This window comes from Neisseria weaveri (assembly GCF_900638685.1).
Taxonomy (GTDB): Bacteria; Pseudomonadota; Gammaproteobacteria; order Burkholderiales; family Neisseriaceae; genus Neisseria; species Neisseria weaveri.
The window spans coordinates 834,294-851,374 of the sequence record NZ_LR134533.1 but is presented as its reverse complement, the minus strand read 5'-3'; the positions used below and the strand labels follow the sequence as shown (position 1 = coordinate 851,374).

Sequence of the window (17,081 nt, the reverse complement as noted above, 5' to 3'; positions counted from 1 at the left end):
ATTGGCCGTCTGAATGCCGTAGGTTTCAGACGGCTATTTGCGTTATAATCCCATCCATTCAAATTACAGCTCATTGATATATCATGCTAGACAAATATAATCCCGCCGAAATCGAAGCCAAACATTATCAAAACTGGCAATCGCAAGGCTATTTCCAGCCGGATATGGCCGCAGCAGAATCGTTCTCCATCCAGCTTCCCCCGCCCAACGTTACCGGCACCCTGCACATGGGGCATGCCTTCAACCAAACGATTATGGACGGCCTCACGCGTTATTACCGCATGAAAGGCCGCAACACCTGCTGGATTCCCGGCACCGACCACGCCGGTATCGCCACGCAGATTGTGGTGGAGCGGCAGTTGGCCGAGCAGGGTGTTTCGCGCCACGATTTGGGTCGCGAAGGATTTTTGAAAAAAGTGTGGGAGTGGAAAAATGTTTCCGGCGGCACGATTACCGAACAAATGCGCCGCATGGGCTGCTCTGCCGACTGGAGCCGCGAATATTTCACGATGGATGACACCCGCGCCGAAGTGGTTACCGAAGTGTTCGTGCGCCTGTTTGAGCAGGGCTTGATTTACCGTGGCAAACGCTTGGTAAACTGGGATCCCGTGCTCGGCACCGCCGTTTCCGACCTTGAGGTGGAAAGCGTGGAAGAGCAAGGCAGCATGTGGCATATCCGCTATCCGTTGGCCGACAATCCTTCAGACGGCCTTATCGTTGCCACTACCCGCCCCGAAACCTTATTGGGCGATGTGGCGGTGGCGGTGCATCCCGAAGACGAACGCTATGCCCACTTAATCGGCAAAGCATTGCTGCTGCCGTTGGCGAACCGCCGCATTCCGATTATTGCCGACGAATATGTAGAAAAAGATTTCGGCACCGGCTGCGTGAAGATTACGCCCGCACACGATTTCAATGACTACGAAGTCGGTAAACGCCACGATACGGCTTTAATCAATGTATTTGATTTGGAAGCGAAAGTTTTAAGCCAAACCGAAGTGTTCAACTACAAAGGCGAGGTTCAGACAGGCATTGCTTTGCCTGAAGCCTACGCAGGATTGGACCGCTTCGCCGCCCGCAAGCAAATCGTCGCCGATTTGGAAGCGCAAGGTTTGTTGGTGGAAGTGAAACCGCACACCTTAATGACCCCGAAAGGCGACCGCACGGGCAGCGTAATCGAGCCGATGCTGACCAGCCAATGGTTTGTTGCCATGAGCGCGAAGCCCGAAGGCGGTGAACCGGCTGGCGAGTTTGCCGGCATGAGCTTGGCCGAAAAAGCCAAACACGCCGTAGATTCCGGCCAAGTGAAGTTTATCCCCGAAAACTGGGTCAATACCTACAACCAATGGATGAACAATATCCAAGACTGGTGTATTTCGCGCCAACTGTGGTGGGGCCATCAAATTCCCGCTTGGTACGATTCAGACGGCCGCGTTTACGTTGCCCGCAATCAGGAAGAGGCGGAAAAATTGGCAGGCACAAGCGGTTTAACCCGCGACGAAGACGTGCTGGACACTTGGTTCTCGTCTGCGCTGGTGCCGTTCTCCACTTTGGGCTGGCCGTCTGAAACCGAAGAATTGAACGCCTTCTTGCCGAGCAACGTATTGGTAACCGGCTACGAAATCATCTTCTTCTGGGTGGCGCGCATGATTATGATGACCACCCACTTCACCGGCAAAGTGCCGTTTAAAGACGTGTATATCCACGGCATGGTGCGCGATCACGAAGGCAAGAAAATGTCGAAGTCCGAAGGCAACGTGATTGACCCCGTCGACTTAATCGACGGTATCGATCTCGAAAGCCTGCTGGTCAAACGCACCACCGGCCTGCGCCGCCCCGAAAAAGCGCCGCACGTGAAAAAAGCCACCGAAAAGCTGTTCCCCGAAGGCATTCCCGTGTTTGGTACCGACGCGCTGCGCTTCACGATGGCGAGCTACGCCAGCCTCGGCCGCAGCATCAACTTCGATTTCAAACGCGCCGAAGGCTACCGCAATTTCTGCAACAAGCTGTGGAATGCCACCAACTTCGTGTTGATGAACACCGAAGAGAAAGACTGCGGCCAAGACGAAACCCTGCCGCTGGCGTACAGCTTTGTCGACCAATGGATTATTGGCCGCCTGCAACAAACCGAGGCCGCCGTTGTCGAAGCATTCGATACCTACCGCTTTGATTTGGCGGCGCAAACGCTGTATGAATTTGTGTGGAACGAGTATTGCGACTGGTATATCGAGCTGGCGAAAGTGCAGCTGCAAACCGGCTGCGAATCCACCCAGCGCGCCACCCGCCGCACTTTGGTGCGCGTGTTGGAAGTGGTGCTGCGCCTGATGCACCCGATTATGCCGTTCATTACCGAAGAGCTGTGGCAGGCCGTTGCGCCGCTGGCAAACGCCAAGAAAACCGACAGCATCATGATGGCCGCTTGGCCGGTTGCCGACAACGAAAAAATCGTGCCTGCCGCGTTTGAAAAAATGGCCGCACTGCAAGACTTAATCGGCGCGGTGCGCAATCTGCGCGGCGAAATGGGCTTGGCACCGAGCGTGAAAGCACCGTTGTTTGTGGAAGGCGGCAAAGATTTGGAAGCCTTGCTGAAATATGTGCCGATGATGGCGCGTTTGACCGAAGCCAAGTTGGTCGACAAACTGCCCGAAAGCGAAGATGCGCCGGTGGCCGTCTGCCAAAATGCGCGTCTGATGTTGAAAGTGGAAATCGACAAAGCCGCCGAAACCGCCCGCCTGAACAAAGAAGCCGAGAAGCTGCAAAAAGCGTTGGACAAACTCAACGCCAAACTCAGCAAACCCGGCTACACCGACAAAGCCCCTGCGCATCTGGTCGAAAAAGACCGCGCGGAGCTGGCCGAGTTGGAAGACAAAATGGCGAAAGTACAAGCGCAACTGGCTAAGTTGAAATAAAAATCGGTGTTTAATAAGAGGCCGTCTGAAATTTTTCAGACGGCCTCTTGCTTTTTGTTAAGCATAATAGACTTTTTTAGACATTTTTTTAAAAAAAGATAGGCAAGGTTAAATTGTGTCTATATAATTTGGACAAATAGTCTTTTAATGGAAGCAGAGAGTCTAAAATGTCTGAAGCAGTATCTCATTCTCAATCAACTTGGCAGTCTAAACTCCGCGCCATCGGGCCGGGTGTGTTAATGGCATCGGCAGCTGTCGGCGGCTCGCATATCATTGCCTCTACACAGGCTGGTGCGATTTATGGTTGGCAGTTGGCCGTTATCATTATTTTGGTAAATTTGTTCAAATATCCTTTTTTCCGTTTCGGTGCCCAATATACGTTGGACACGGGCAAAAGTTTGTTGGAAGGTTATCGGGATAAACATCCGTTTTATCTTTGGGCGTTTTTTGTATTGAACTTGTTTGCTACGGTGGTGAATATTGCCGGTGTGGCCTTGATTACGGCGGTTATCCTTAGCTTTATGCTGCCGGGAGTGCCGATTAATTTGCTGGCCGGGGTGGTATTGGCTGTGACGTTGCTGGTGTTGTTGGCAGGTAAGTATCATGCTTTGGACGTTGTGTCTAAAATTGTGATGGTGGCTTTGACGGTGGCAACCGTATTGGCGGTGGCCATTGCCGCGGGAAACGGTGGTGCAACCCGTGCACCGGATTTTATCGAGCCGTCGCCTTGGAATATGGCCGCACTGGGTTTCATTATTGCTTTGATGGGCTGGATGCCTGCTCCGATTGAGTTTTCTGCGATTAATTCGTTATGGGTGTCGGTGAAGCGTAAGTTGGATAATGTTTCTTATAGCGACGGTTTGCTGGACTTTCATATCGGCTATGTCGGTTCGGCGGTGTTGGCGGTGATTTTCTTGGCCTTGGGTGCTTTGGTGCAGTTCGGCACGGGTGAGGAAGTAAAATTGGCCGGGCCGGCTTACATTGCCCAGTTGATTGAAATGTATGCCCGTACGATTGGCGAGTGGTCGCGTTGGCTGGTGGCGTTTATTGCATTCGCCTGTATGTTCGGCACGACTTTGACGGCGGTGGACGGCTATTCCCGTGCGAATACCGAGGCTTTCCGTCTGTTGATGAAGGAAGACAGTTACAGTACCCGTGCTTTGAACGTATGGATTGTGATCGGTTGTGTGGCAGGTATGATTGTGATCCTGTTTTTCAAGGGTTCGCTGGCGCCGATGTTGAAGTTTGCTATGATTACCGCCTTCTTAACTACGCCGGTTTTCGCATGGTTGAACTTGGTGTTGGCGCGTAAAGCCGAACATAAAATCGGCGGTTTGCTGATATTGTTTTCTTGGTTGGGTTTGATTTATCTGGCCGGATTTGCCGTCTTGTTTTTGCTGCAACTGGCCGGTGTTTTAGGTGTGTAAGCAAAAGTGTAAAAGGCCGTCTGAAAATTCAGACGGCCTTTTTTATTAGGGGAAAAGGTATCGGGATAATGAATGATTTCGGGTTTTCCGTAAATAAGCGGATAGGGCTAATAAGGTGGTAAACAGCGGATAAATAGGGTGTGAATCGTGATATAGTACCGTCGTTAATGACAGTGGATACAATGGATATTATGGGGCGCGAACAGATGATTTGGGCAGCTGCGGTATTGGCTGCTTCTTTATTGAGTATATTGCTGACTTGGTTGTTGTCGAGAAACCGTTATCAGGCAGAGCAAGCCGCTTTGGCGACAGAGTTGGCGGAGAAAACACAGCAGTGCCGTTTTGCAGAACAGGAACAATACGAAGCGGAAACGGCTTTGACGGCATTGCGCGAAACTTTGCAATTGACCCAGCAAAGTTTAGCGGCGGCCGAAACTTTGAATCTGCAAATTCACCCTTTACGGGAAGAATTGCAAAGCAGCCGTCAGCATGCGGAATCGTTGCAGGCACGAATTCAGGAAGTGCAAAGCAGCCTGGCTGCCGCGCGCCAACATATTGATCATTTGTCGGTTCAAGAAGATGAATATGGCCGTCTGAAAAATGATTATCAGGATTTGCAGCAGCGTTTGGCTGATGTTCAGGTGCGAAATGAGCGGCTGCATACGCAGTTGGAACAGGAGCGTTTGGCCGGTGAAGAAAAACTGACTTTGTTGGCGGAGGCGCGTCAAAGTTTGGGCGAGCAGTTTCAAAATCTGGCCAACAATATTTTGGAAGAAAAAAGCAAACGTTTTTCAGAACAGAATGCGCAGAGCTTGAACCAATTGCTGACACCTTTACACGAACGTATGGGGCAGTTTAGCCAGCTGGTACAAAATACTTATGAAAAAGAATCCAAAGAGCGGGTAACTTTGGAAAACGAATTGAAGCGCCTGCAATCCTTGAACAACCAGTTGCATACGGATGCGAAAGCGCTGACCGATGCTTTGGTCGGCGTGCAGAATAAGGCGCAGGGCAACTGGGGCGAGATGATTTTGGAAACCGTGTTGGAAAATTCGGGCTTGGCCAAAGGCCGCGAATATGTCGTTCAGGCTGCGTCAGTCCGTAAGGAGGAAGACGGCAGTACGCGGCGTTTGCAGCCGGATGTGTTGGTCAATCTGCCGGATAACAAGCAGATTGTGATCGACTCCAAAGTATCTTTGAATGCTTATGTGCGCTATACGCAGGCTCAAAGCCGTGAAGAAGCCGAAAAAGAACTGGCCGCCCATATCACCAGTATCCGTACGCATATCAAAGGGCTGTCGCTGAAGGAATACAGCAGTTTGGAAGGCGTGAATACTTTGGATTTCGTCTTTATGTTTATTCCGGTCGAGCCTGCTTATTTATTGGCCTTGCAGCACGACAACGGGCTGTTTCAGGAATGCTTCGACAAGCGGATTATGCTGGTCGGCCCGAGTACATTGTTGGCGACTTTGCGTACAGTGGCTAATATTTGGCGCAACGAGCAGCAAAATCAGAATGCTTTGGCAATTGCTGATGAAGGCGGCAAACTGTATGACAAATTTGTCGGTTTTGTGACGACTTTGGAAAGTGTCGGTAAAAATATCGACCAAGCTCAAGTGTATTTCCAACAGGCTTACCGGCAGCTTTATGAAGGCCGGGGCAATCTGATTAACCGTGCGGAAAAACTGAGAAAATTGGGTGTTAAAGCCAGTAAGCAATTGGATAAAAATCTTGCTGCCCAAGCATTGCAGCCGGAAGAACAGCTCATGTTGGACGAACAGGAATAGCGTTATCGTTTTGCATTAAACAAGGCCGTCTGAAAAATACTGAGAAACCGGGATATTCCCGGTTTTTTTTTATTCGGTCATGCTTAGTATTGTATGCAGTCGTAGCAGTTGCCGTATCAGGGTGGTTCGGCTTTTATGGTAAGCGTTTGGGAGATGTTTACTGTCAGAATAACAGTGGAGAGAAAAATGAATCGGAATAAGCATTATGAAAAAAAGGGCAATCCGGAAAGGATTGCCCAAATACCTCAAATCAGAGATTTACGCTTCACAAACAATACAGGCTTTCGCCTGTCTCTACCTATGCAGCTCAACTCTGCACAAGTAAAGGAGTTAAGCAAATCCGGTTAATCGTTTTGGATTTGGGGATTTGCTTTGTTTCAGACGGCCTATTGCTGCAGCAGGCCGTCTGAAACGATTCTGATATTAAGAGAATTGATTCATGGTGTTGTCTTTACCACCTGCTTTCAACGCAGCTTCACCGGCAAAGTATTCTTTGTGGTTGTCGCCAATGTCCGAACCGGCCATGTTTTGGTGTTTCACACATGCGATGCCGTTGCGGATTTCTTGACGTTGAACGTTCTTCACATAAGCCAGCATACCTTCGTCGGCGAAGTAGCCTTTTGCCAGCGTGTCGGTAGACAAGGCGGCAGTGTGGTAAGTCGGCAGAGTGATGAGGTGGTGGAAAATACCGGCTTCGCGTGAAGCATCACGTTGGAAGGTGCGGATTTTCTCATCAGCTTCTTTAGCCAAATCGGTATCGTCGTAATCGGCGCTCATCAGCTTGTCGCGGTCGTAAGCAGACACGTCTTTACCGGCTTCTTTCCAAGCGTCGAACACTTGTTGACGGAAGTTCAGCGTCCAGTTGAACGACGGGCTGTTGTTGTACACCAGCTTGGCGTTCGGGATAACGGCACGGATTTTGTCCATCATCTCTTTGATTTGGCCGACGTGCGGTTTTTCGGTTTCAATCCACAGCAGATCGGCACCGTTTTGCAGAGAGGTAATACAATCCAACACTACGCGGTCGATACCGGTGCCTTTGCGGAATTGGAACAGGTTGCTGGCCAAGCGGGTCGGCTTGATGGTTTTGCCGTTGGTGTTCACGATCACGTCGCCGGGTTTCACTTGGCTCAGGTCGGTGATTTCTTCGCCGTCCAAGAAGCTGTTGTATTGGTCGCCCAAGTCGCCTTTTTCGGCAGAGAACGCGATTTGTTTGGTCAGACCGGCGCCCAAAGAGTCGGTACGGGCAACGATTACGCCGTCGTCAACGCCCAGCTCCAAAAATGCGTAGCGTACGGCATTGATTTTCGCCAAGAAATCAGAGTGCGGTACGGTTACTTTACCGTCTTGGTGACCACATTGTTTCTCGTCGGATACTTGGTTTTCGATTTGGATACAGCAAGCACCGGCTTCAATCAGTTTTTTCGCCAACAGGTAAGTGGCTTCTGCGTTACCGAAACCGGCATCGATATCGGCAATAATCGGCACAACGTGAGTTTCGTAGTTGTCGATTTGGTTTTGGATTTCTTTGGCTTTGGCAGAATCGCCGGCTTTGTTGGCATCATCCAGCGCGGTAAACAGCAAGTCCAGCTCGCGGGCGTCGGCTTGGCGCAGGAAGGTGTAGATTTCTTCGATCAACTCAGGCACGGAAGTTTTTTCGTGCATAGATTGGTCGGGCAGCGGGCCGAATTTGGAACGCAAGCCGGCAACCATCCAGCCTGAGAGGTATAAATAGCGTTTGTCGGTGGTTTTTTGGTGTTTTTTGATGGAAATTAATTTTTGTTGAGCAACGAAACCGTGCCAGCAGCCCAGCGATTGGGTGTATTTGCCGTGGTCGGCATCGTATTCGGCCATGTCTTTACGCATAATAGCGGCAGTGTATTTTGCGATGTCCAAGCCTGTTTTGAAGCGGTTTTGCAAACGCATGCGGGCAACATATTCGGGGGTGATGTTGTGCCAGCCGTTGCCGTTTTTCTGTTTCAGCTCGTCTGCAACTTTAATCTCGTTTTGGTAATTTGCCATTTATTGCTACTCCTTTGTTCTCGCTTGATTTTTGGATAACCAAACAGAGACTGTTTAACACGCTCCGGCGTTAATTTCTCTGTAATTTGGTGTAATCTAAAATTTACTCCCTTTTGCCATCCTTGCCAACCCCTGAGATACAAGGTTCTGATTTATATAAGGGTTGTCGGATAGTTGTGCAAAAGCTGTTTTTTGGAATTTTTTGATTAAATATAAACGAATAAGCAATTTTTAGTTTGGCAAATAGGTGTTTTACGCTATTTATTGTCAACAATCTTGGTTCTAAATTTCAGATGGCTTTTATTGGTTTGATTTTAAAATATTGAAATTAAATAAAATTAATTTTTAAGATATTATCAATCGAAATTGATTTTTCATTTGTTTTTTAAAAAATCAGGCCGTTTTTCAGACGGCCTGCTTGAGTTTGGATTGTAGTTTGTTGTAGTCAGCGTTAGTAGAAACCGCTTTCGCCTTCCGGTCGGGTTTTAAACCGTTTGTGCAGCCAAAAATATTGCTCGGGGTGTTCGCGTATACGCTCTTCGATAAACCGGTTCATGCGTCGGGTATCGGCTTCAATATCATCGCTGGGGAAGTCGTTCCATGCCGGGTAGAAGCGTAGGGTAACATGGCCGTCTGAATTTCGAATCGGGATGGCGGGAACGATTTTTGCGCCTGTCATGGCGGCAATGCGGCCCAGGCCGGAAGTGGTTGCGGTGGGGATGTTGAAAAAATCGACAAAAATAGATTCTTGCCTGCCGAAGTCTTGGTCGGGTAAATAGAGAAAGGGTGCGTTGTTTTTACGCAGTTGTTTGATAATGCTGCGTAAGCCTTCGTTGCGCCCGATCAGGAAGACGTTGTTGTAACGGTGGCGGCCTTTTAAGATCTGTTCGTCGAGATTTTTGTTTTTTTGGTGGGAATACATACTGATTAAAGGGGTGTCTTGATTCAGTGTGTAAACAGCCATTTCAAATGCGGCGAAGTGCGGATAGAGAATGATGACTTTATCTCCGTTTGCCAGCGCGTTGTCGAGATGGCATTTATCTTGATAGCGGACGAATTTTCTTAACCGTTCTGCCGGAGCATACCAGTAGAGACCGTATTCGAGCATGAGTTTGGCCATGTGTTTGAAATGCTGTTTTAAGACGGCTGTTCTTTGTTGTTCCGTCCATTCGGGATAGCATTTGCGCAGGTTGACCTCGCCGACATGTCTGCGCGGTAATACGGTGTGGTATGCAAGAATGCCGACCCAATCTGCCAGCTTCTGTATTATTTTGAACGGCAGCAGTTGGATAAGGTAAAGAATAAAAAAGGCGAATTTCATAAATGGAGTTTCAGACGGCCTGAGTTGGGAAATGGGTGCATTATAAGATAAATATGAGGCCGTCTGAAAAAAGACGGGGGTGTTTTGAGTGAAATGGAACTTGACGGCTGTTAGCTGTCTTATTTTTTATTCCGGTTTGTTTATGTTGAGACGGGCAGTGGAAAGTTAAGGGGAAGAAAATGGAGAAAGGGTTGAAAATCTATTTGCTTTTGTATCTGACAGTGTATTTTTTGGTGGTTTTTTTGTGGCCGGCTTATCGGCTGTATCGGAGGACGGGAATCAATCCGATTACTTTTGATCAGGCTGATACGGCGCATAATTACATCGGTAGGGTGATGAAGTGTATATTGGTTTTGTCAGCCGGGATGGTTTTGTTGTTTGTTTTCGGAGAAGAGGGCTATCGGTATTTAATTCCTATTGCGTATTTTACTTCCGGTGTGTGGACTGTTTTGGGCTTGATTATGGTTCATACGGCTTTGGTTTGGATTGTTGTCAGCCAATATCAAATGGGCGACAGTTGGCGGATCGGTATTGATCGGGACAGCATGTCGGAATTGGTAACACGAGGGGTGTTTTCGTTGAGCAGAAATCCGATTTTTCTAGGCATGATTATGACTATGGCGGGGCTGTTTTTGATTTTGCCGAACGCTTTGAGCTTCTGTTTGGCGGTTGTTGCTTATGTATTAATACAGATTCAGATCCGTTTGGAAGAGGCATTTTTAGAGGAGCGGTATGGCGGGCAATACCGATCTTATCAGGCTTTAACGCCTAGATTGGTTGTTATGCCGGGATGTCGGCGTTGAATGGTTTGCCGATAAGGTCGATTCTTTTTAATTGTTTGCATAGCCAAAGAGGCCGTCTGAAAATTTTCAGACGGCCTTAATATTTGATTTCGGATAATTTATGCTTCGATATCGGGTGATTCAATTAGGTTGGAACGGGCAATTTCGGCATGCTCTGCAAACCATTTTCCGACTACTTCGTTGACTTCTTCAATGCCCTGTTTTTTCAGGCTGGAGAAAAGCTGTACGCTGATTTTTTGGCGTTCCATATAAGGTTTCAGCATTTTCTTGACGGTACTCAAAGTTTTAATCTGCTCGTTTTTGGATAATTTATCTGCTTTAGACAGCAAAATATGAACCGGTCTTCCCGTTATATGGAAAAAGTCCAGCATTTGGATATCCAGATTTTTAAGCGGATGACGTGCGTCCATAATCAAAACCAAGCCGATCAGTTGGGCGCGTTGCTGTAAATAGTCACCAAGCAGTTTGACCCAATGTGTGCGGACGGCTTCCGGTACTTGGGCATAGCCGTAACCGGGCAGGTCGACCATAAAGCTGCCGTTGGTCAGTTCGAAGAAGTTGATATGCTGCGTTCTGCCCGGTGTTTTTGAAACGTAAGCCAGGCGGACATGATTGGTCAATGTGTTGATTGCACTGGATTTGCCTGCATTGCTTCGGCCGACAAAAGCAATTTCGGCCGGAGTATCGGGTAAATCTTTCAAATGATTGACCGTGGTAAAGAATTTTGCGTTTTGAAATAGGTTCATGTGTAGTAAAATTATGTGAGTTTGGTATAGAATATCACGTTTGTAGAATTATCGGTTTAGCCGGAGCGTAAAAATATCCGGCATTGAGTATAGGAAAAAGGGCATTGCAGGCAATTGTGCAATGCAATGTAATCAGGAGCACATCCATGAAACGTTTCACCTTGTTGGCATTGGCTGTAGCAGCAGGCGCAGCATATGCAGCACCCAAGGCAGATTTGGCCAGAGGCAAAGAAATTGCAACGACCGTTTGCGCATCTTGCCATGCCGCAGACGGTAACAGCGGTATCGCTATGTATCCGAAATTGTCTGCGCAACATGCCAAATATATCTATCAGCAAACCGTTGCCATTAAGGACGGTAAGCGTACGACAGGCGCATCGGCGGCAATGGCACCGATGGTTGCCAATCTGACCGATCAGGATATCGTTGATGTGGCTGCATTCTATGCCAAACAATTCCCGAAACCGGGTGAGACCAATCCCAAAGACAATCCTGAATTGGGTGCGAAAATCTTCCGCGGCGGTATTGCCGAGAAGAAAATCCCGGCATGTATGTCTTGCCACGGACCGAACGGAGCCGGTATTCCGGGCGGAGGCACGGATATCGTGGCTTATCCGCGCGTAGGCGGCCAGCACAAAGCTTATATTGTTGATCAGATGAAGGCTTATAAAAACGGCCAACGTACCCATACTATCATGGTGGATATCGCCAAGCGCATGTCTGACGAAGAAGTTGATGCCGTAGCCAACTTCATTCAAGGCTTGCATTAAAGCCTAACGGTATCAGTCGATTTAATGAAGGCCGTCTGAAAATATTGGTTTTTCAGACGGCCTTTAATACTGATTTAGGCTGGATGGTCGTTTTCGAAGTTGGGTATGACATATAGATGCATTAAGCGCGTCTATAATTACTATTGAATAAAACCAATGCCTGTTGGGGCGGTTGTTGTATAAAATCTACATATTATGAATCAGTTAAAAAAACCTGTATCTCTGACCCGCCGACCGTGGTTTGCTTTTTTGAGCTCGATGCGTTTTGCAGTGGCTTTGTTAAGTTTACTCGGAGTTGCTTCCGTTATCGGGACGGTGCTTCAGCAAAACCAACCGCAGGCGAGCTATATCGTTAAGTTTGGTCCGTTTTGGACGGAAATATTCGGTTTTCTCGGTTTGTTTGATGTTTATGCGTCGGGTTGGTTTGTGGTCATCATGCTGTTTCTGGTGGTTTCTACAAGTTTGTGTCTGATTCGTAATATTCCCCCGTTTTGGCGGGAAATGAAATCTTACCGTATTAATGCCGGTAAAAAGTCTTTGGCTGCAATGCGTCATACGGCAATGCTGGAGCATGAGATTACTCCCGAGATTGCCCAGCGTTATCTAAACGCGCAAGGTTTCAGCAGCAAGTTGGTAGCACGGGAAGACGGTTCCGTATTGGTTGCGGCAAAAAAAGGTGCGATGAACAAATGGGGCTATATTTTTGCCCATGCTGCTTTGATTGTCATCTGCTTGGGTGGCTTGATTGACAGTAATATTTTGTTGAAACTCGGCATTTTGACCGGAAAAATCGTGCCGGATAATCAGTCTCTTTATGCCAGAGACTTTAAGCCGGAAAGTACCTTGGGCAGTAACAATATCTCGTTTAGGGGTAATGTGAATGTAACCGAGGGACAAAGTGCAGATGTGGTATTTTTGAATGCCGATAAGGGTATGTTGATTCAGGATTTGCCGTTTGAGGTTAAGCTGAAAAAATTCCATATTGATTTTTATAATACGGGCATGCCGAAAGATTTTGCCAGTGATTTGGAAGTAACCGACAAACAAACCGGCGAAAAAATCGAAAAAACCATCCGTGTTAACCATCCTTTGACCCTACACGGTATCACGATTTATCAGGCCAGCTTTGCAGACGGCGGTTCCGATTTGAGGTTTAAAGCTTGGAATTTGGGTAATAACAGCCGGCAACATGCTTCTTTAGACGCTGTGTCTATGCGTGAATTCCCGTTAAATTTAGGCGAGCACCAGTATAAATTGGAGTTTGACCAATTTACAGCAATGAACGTAGAAGACTTTTCGGAGCCGGAAGATAAATCGGCACAGTCGTTGCAGAATAAAATCAAAGATGTCCGTGAAGTTAAGAAAGACAAATCCTTTACCAATATCGGCCCGTCCATTGTTTACCGGATACGCGATAAGGCAGGGCAGGCGGTCGAGTATAAAAACTATATGTTGCCGTTGAAGCAGGAAGAAGATTATTTTTTCATTACCGGCACCCGCAAAGGCTTGGATCAGCAGTATCGTTGGTTGCGTATTCCTGCCGACAAACAGGGTAAAATCGAAACTTTCATGGCTTTGCGTGAATTATTGGGTGATGAATCCGCGCGCAAAAAAGTAGTGGAGAAATCTACAGTCGGCATGTCTGAAAATATCCGCAGCCAGTTCAGGCTCGGTGCTGAAAATACGTTGGCTATTTTTGCCAAAGGCGGCTATTTGGCGCTCAATGATTTTATGGAAAAAAATATTCCGGCAGACGAACAGGAAAAAATGCAGGGCTATTTCTACCAAATTTTATACGGTGCGATGAATACGGCTTTGGATGAGGCAATTGCCAAATACGGTTTATCTGCCTGGCCTGCAGACGAACAAAGGGCGCGTTTTTTGATTAACGGTATGGATGCCTACACGGGATTGACCGAATATCCTGCGCCCGTGTTGTTGCAGTTGGACGGATTTAAAGAAGTCCGTTCGTCAGGATTGCAGATGACTCGTTCTCCCGGTGCCGCTTTGGTATATATAGGATCGGTTTTGCTGGTGTTGGGAACGATCTTTATGTTTTATATTCGAGAAAAACGGGCGTGGCTATTGTTTGATGACGGTAAAATACGCTTCTCAATGTCTGCGGCACGTAACGAGCGCGACGTACAAAAAGAATTTCCCGAGCATGTCCAACGGTTGGCTAAGTTGGCAAAGGACTTGAAACCATGACTACCCAAAAAAATCATTTAAGTATCGAGAACCACGAATTATTAAACGGCCGTTCGTTTTGGCAGAGCCTAATGGCGGCTGACTGGCTGTATGCAGCGGTTTTGGTTGCTGTTGCCGTATTCGTTCAGAATTTTACAGGGCACCATATGGATGGCTACGAAGTGGCCATTTTATGGGGCAGTTTGCTGATTGCCGTTTGGTTGGGTTGGTTTTTCAAGCCGATGAGATGGTTTATTTTGGGCAGCATGGCGTTGGCTTACGGAGCAGTAAAGTTGTATGCCGGAGATATTGCCCGTTCGGATACTTTTTTCCTGAAATATTTCTTAAGCAGTCAGTCGGCAATCATGTGGCAATGTGCAACGGTTTTCTTTGCATGGTTTTGCTATATTGCCGGTGCTGTAATTGCGAAGAAACAGCAGGCTGAAACCAATACTTTGTTGGGCATGGGTACGGCGTTGGCTTGGGTGGGAGCCTTGGCAGGCTTTACCGGTTTGCTGGTCCGTTGGCATGAAAGTTATCTGCTTCGTCCCGATGCGGGCCATATTCCGGTTTCAAACCTTTATGAAGTATTTATTTTGTTTTTGGTGATTACCGCTTTGATGTATCTGTATTACGAAGGAAAGTTTGCCATGCAGAAGCTGGGCGGATTTGTCTTTTCGTTTATGGTCGTGGTGGTATCGTTTGTGCTGTGGTACAGCGTATCCCGAGATGCGCATACGATTCAGCCCTTGATTCCGGCGTTGCAGTCTTGGTGGATGAAGATACATGTTCCGGCCAACTTTATCGGATACGGCGCATTTTGTATGGCCGCTATGCTGGGTGTGGCGGAGTTGTGGGCAATCCGCAGTGAATCGGCCGGTAAGAAATCTTGGCTGCCTGATTCTCAAACCATCGAAGAGGTCATGTATAAAGCCATTGCAGTCGGTTTCCTGTTTTTCACCATTGCAACGATTTTGGGTGCATTGTGGGCGGCGGATGCTTGGGGACGTTATTGGAGCTGGGATCCGAAAGAAACTTGGGCGTTTATCGTTTGGCTGAATTATGCAGTATGGCTGCATTTGCGTTTGGTTGCCGGTTGGCGCGGTAAAGTTTTGGCTTGGTGGGCGATCATCGGTTTGTTTATCACGGCTTTTGCATTCATTGGCGTCAATATGTTCTTAAGCGGATTGCATTCCTACGGCGAACTTTGATTATTGATTATTGATTTTTGAGGCCGTCTGAAAATTTTCAGACGGCCTCAAATTATGCTGCGGCAATTTTGCGAAAAATTTTGCAAGCTGTTAAACTTAACACTTCTTAAATACAGGTATTTATATATTATGAAAGACGGAGAGCAGAGCGGGTTTACCGCGCTTTTCGCAAGATTTTGATTCAGGCAGCCCGATTTGGTCGGGTTGCCTTTTATTGTTTGAAAAAAGGGAATAGCAAATCATGGATTTCAGTTGGTTAGCCGAACCGCATACTTGGATAGGCTTTGCAACGCTTCTGATCCTCGAAGTGGTTTTGGGGATTGATAACTTGGTATTTGTGGCGATTTTGGCCAATAAGGTCAAGCCGTCACTGCGAGACAAAGCCAGGATTACCGGTTTGGGTTTGGCTGTCGTCATGCGGATTATCATGTTGGGTTTTATGGCGCACATCATTACTCTGACCCAACCTTTTTTCCACATTGCGGGCTGGGCGGTTTCAGGTAAAGACTTGATTATGTTGTTCGGCGGACTGTTTTTGCTGTACAAGGCAACGACCGAATTGCATGAACGGCTCGAAGGGCACAACCATTTTGCCGTGGCCGATACCCATAAAACACATGCACCTTTTTGGGGGGTCGTATTACAAATTTTGGTTTTGGACGCCGTATTTTCCATCGACTCGGTGATTACAGCCGTTGCTATGGTTGATCATATCGTCGTGGCGATGGCTGCCGTCGTGGTGGCCATGACGGTGATGATTTTAGCCAGCAAACCGCTCACCGAATTTGTAGATAAACACCCTACTGTGGTGATGCTGTGTTTGGGCTTCCTGTTGATGATCGGTTTCAGCCTGATTGCAGAAGCTTTCCATTTCCATATTCCTAAAGGCTATCTCTATGCAGCAATCGGCTTCTCGATTCTGATTGAGATGTTTAACCAGATTTCGCAAAAGAATACCCGCAAAAATGATTACATCAGCAGCTCATGGCGCCAACGTACGGCCGAAAACGTGCTGGGTATGATGGGGATCAGGGAGAGCGTATTGGCCGCTTCGGGCGACAAAGCTTCGGACGATACGCACTTTGAGGAAAACGAAAAATCCATGATCCGCAGCGTACTGACTTTGGCGGAGCGTCCTATTTTAGGTGTGATGATTCCCCGTCGCGACATCGAGCGTTTGGATATTTCCCAAAGCAAAGAAGAGCAGCATATCAAGCTGCAGGAAACACCTTATTCCCGTCTGTTGGTAGTCGGTAAGGCAGGTGTCGACGAACCTTTGGGCTATATCAACAAAAAAGATTTATTGAATCAGGTATTGGAAAACGGTGAGATCAATATTCAGACGGCCTTAAGACAGCCCTTAGTGCTGCCGGAAACCACAACTGCGTTGAATGCCATTGAGCTTTTCCGTAACAACAGTGCCGATTATGCGCTGGTTGTCGATGAATTCGGCGCAGTTTTGGGCATGGTAACCATGAAAGACTTATTGGAGACCATTGCCGGAGAGTTCCCGGAAGAGTTTGAGCGCGAAGAAGAGCCGACTTTGCAGGCCAATGCCGATCACAGCCTGACTGTGGACGGTGCATTGGAGTATGTCGAACTCGCCCCGCAATTGGGATTGCCGCCGCAAGACGAAGATGCCGATTATCATACCGTTGCAGGTTTGATTATGGAGGAACTGCAGAGTCTGCCCGATGTTGGAGATTTTGCAGAATTTCACGGTTGGCGTTTTGAGGTTATCGAAAAAGCCGGACAACGTATCGAACGCGTGAAAATTACGAAAGTACCGGAAGAAGAATAAACCAGCAGTATAAATAGAAAAGCCGTCTGAAACAGAAATGTTACAGGCGGCATTATTTTTAAAGTGAAAGATAGGTTTTGTGTAGGCGTATTGTTAT

At 47.6% G+C, this 17,081-nt stretch carries 10 protein-coding genes and 1 pseudogene; 8 read left to right on the top strand and 3 right to left on the bottom strand.

Annotated elements, in window-relative coordinates:
* Positions 1–83 precede the first annotated feature (83 nt).
* From EL309_RS04155 to rmuC, 3 genes are all read left to right on the top strand, one after another.
* Complete coding sequence (locus EL309_RS04155) at positions 84–2,909, top strand: valine--tRNA ligase (RefSeq protein WP_004282587.1); 2,826 nt, start codon at positions 84–86, stop codon at positions 2,907–2,909.
* A 167-nt stretch (positions 2,910–3,076) separates the two neighbouring features.
* Positions 3,077–4,336: an NRAMP family divalent metal transporter gene (locus EL309_RS04150; RefSeq protein ID WP_004282588.1), complete on the top strand. Its 1,260-nt coding sequence runs from the start codon at positions 3,077–3,079 to the stop codon at positions 4,334–4,336.
* 182 nt (positions 4,337–4,518) lie between these two features.
* Positions 4,519–6,123, top strand: coding sequence for a DNA recombination protein RmuC (rmuC, locus tag EL309_RS04145; protein ID WP_004282589.1), 1,605 nt, complete (start codon positions 4,519–4,521; stop codon positions 6,121–6,123).
* Positions 6,124–6,546: 423 nt separating this feature from the next.
* Here rmuC and EL309_RS04140 read toward each other — a convergent pair whose 3' ends face one another.
* Together EL309_RS04140 and EL309_RS04135 are read right to left on the bottom strand one after the other, a co-directional pair.
* Complete coding sequence (locus EL309_RS04140) at positions 6,547–8,145, bottom strand: isocitrate lyase (RefSeq protein WP_004282590.1); 1,599 nt, start codon at positions 8,143–8,145, stop codon at positions 6,547–6,549.
* A 451-nt stretch (positions 8,146–8,596) separates the two neighbouring features.
* Positions 8,597–9,466: a lipid A biosynthesis lauroyl acyltransferase gene (locus EL309_RS04135; protein WP_004282591.1), complete on the bottom strand. Its 870-nt coding sequence runs from the start codon at positions 9,464–9,466 to the stop codon at positions 8,597–8,599.
* Positions 9,467–9,645: 179 nt separating this feature from the next.
* On the opposite strand from EL309_RS04135, the gene EL309_RS04130 reads away from it, so the two are divergent.
* Positions 9,646–10,269: a methyltransferase family protein gene (locus EL309_RS04130; protein WP_004282592.1), complete on the top strand. Its 624-nt coding sequence runs from the start codon at positions 9,646–9,648 to the stop codon at positions 10,267–10,269.
* A gap of 98 nt (positions 10,270–10,367) precedes the next feature.
* Here the strand turns inward: EL309_RS04130 and yihA are convergent, their stop codons facing one another.
* A complete protein-coding gene (yihA, locus tag EL309_RS04125) occupies positions 10,368–11,015 on the bottom strand; it encodes a ribosome biogenesis GTP-binding protein YihA/YsxC (protein ID WP_004282593.1) in 648 nt (215 codons plus the stop codon).
* Positions 11,016–11,161: 146 nt separating this feature from the next.
* Here yihA and EL309_RS04120 point away from each other — a divergent pair, with 146 nt between their 5' ends.
* The 4 genes and pseudogenes from EL309_RS04120 (at position 11,162) to EL309_RS04105 (ending at position 16,984) form a co-directional block, all read left to right on the top strand.
* Positions 11,162–11,785, top strand: coding sequence for a c-type cytochrome (locus EL309_RS04120; RefSeq protein WP_004282594.1), 624 nt, complete (start codon positions 11,162–11,164; stop codon positions 11,783–11,785).
* A gap of 258 nt (positions 11,786–12,043) precedes the next feature.
* Positions 12,044–13,994 (top strand): annotated as a pseudogene (locus EL309_RS04115) (cytochrome c biogenesis protein ResB); the annotation flags it as partial.
* Positions 13,990–15,183 (top strand): c-type cytochrome biogenesis protein CcsB, encoded by a 1,194-nt coding sequence (gene ccsB / locus EL309_RS04110; RefSeq protein ID WP_004282596.1) that lies wholly within the window; start codon positions 13,990–13,992, stop codon positions 15,181–15,183. The pseudogene EL309_RS04115 and the gene ccsB, both read left to right, overlap by 5 nt.
* A 241-nt stretch (positions 15,184–15,424) precedes the next feature.
* Positions 15,425–16,984, top strand: a complete 1,560-nt coding sequence (locus EL309_RS04105; protein ID WP_004282597.1) for a TerC family protein — start codon at positions 15,425–15,427, stop codon at positions 16,982–16,984.
* Positions 16,985–17,081 lie beyond the last annotated feature (97 nt).

Bases quoted from the DNA above. Each gene is read 5' to 3' on its own strand.
- rmuC (WP_004282589.1), top strand. From the start codon at position 4,519: ATGGATATTATGGGGCGCGAACAGATGATTTGGGCAGCTGCGGTATTG.
- EL309_RS04130 (WP_004282592.1), top strand. From the start codon at position 9,646: ATGGAGAAAGGGTTGAAAATCTATTTGCTTTTGTATCTGACAGTGTAT.
- EL309_RS04120 (WP_004282594.1), top strand. From the start codon at position 11,162: ATGAAACGTTTCACCTTGTTGGCATTGGCTGTAGCAGCAGGCGCAGCA.
- EL309_RS04140 (WP_004282590.1), bottom strand. From the start codon at position 8,145: ATGGCAAATTACCAAAACGAGATTAAAGTTGCAGACGAGCTGAAACAG.
- EL309_RS04105 (WP_004282597.1), top strand. From the start codon at position 15,425: ATGGATTTCAGTTGGTTAGCCGAACCGCATACTTGGATAGGCTTTGCA.
- ccsB (WP_004282596.1), top strand. From the start codon at position 13,990: ATGACTACCCAAAAAAATCATTTAAGTATCGAGAACCACGAATTATTA.
- EL309_RS04155 (WP_004282587.1), top strand. From the start codon at position 84: ATGCTAGACAAATATAATCCCGCCGAAATCGAAGCCAAACATTATCAA.
- yihA (WP_004282593.1), bottom strand. From the start codon at position 11,015: ATGAACCTATTTCAAAACGCAAAATTCTTTACCACGGTCAATCATTTG.
- EL309_RS04150 (WP_004282588.1), top strand. From the start codon at position 3,077: ATGTCTGAAGCAGTATCTCATTCTCAATCAACTTGGCAGTCTAAACTC.
- EL309_RS04135 (WP_004282591.1), bottom strand. From the start codon at position 9,466: ATGAAATTCGCCTTTTTTATTCTTTACCTTATCCAACTGCTGCCGTTC.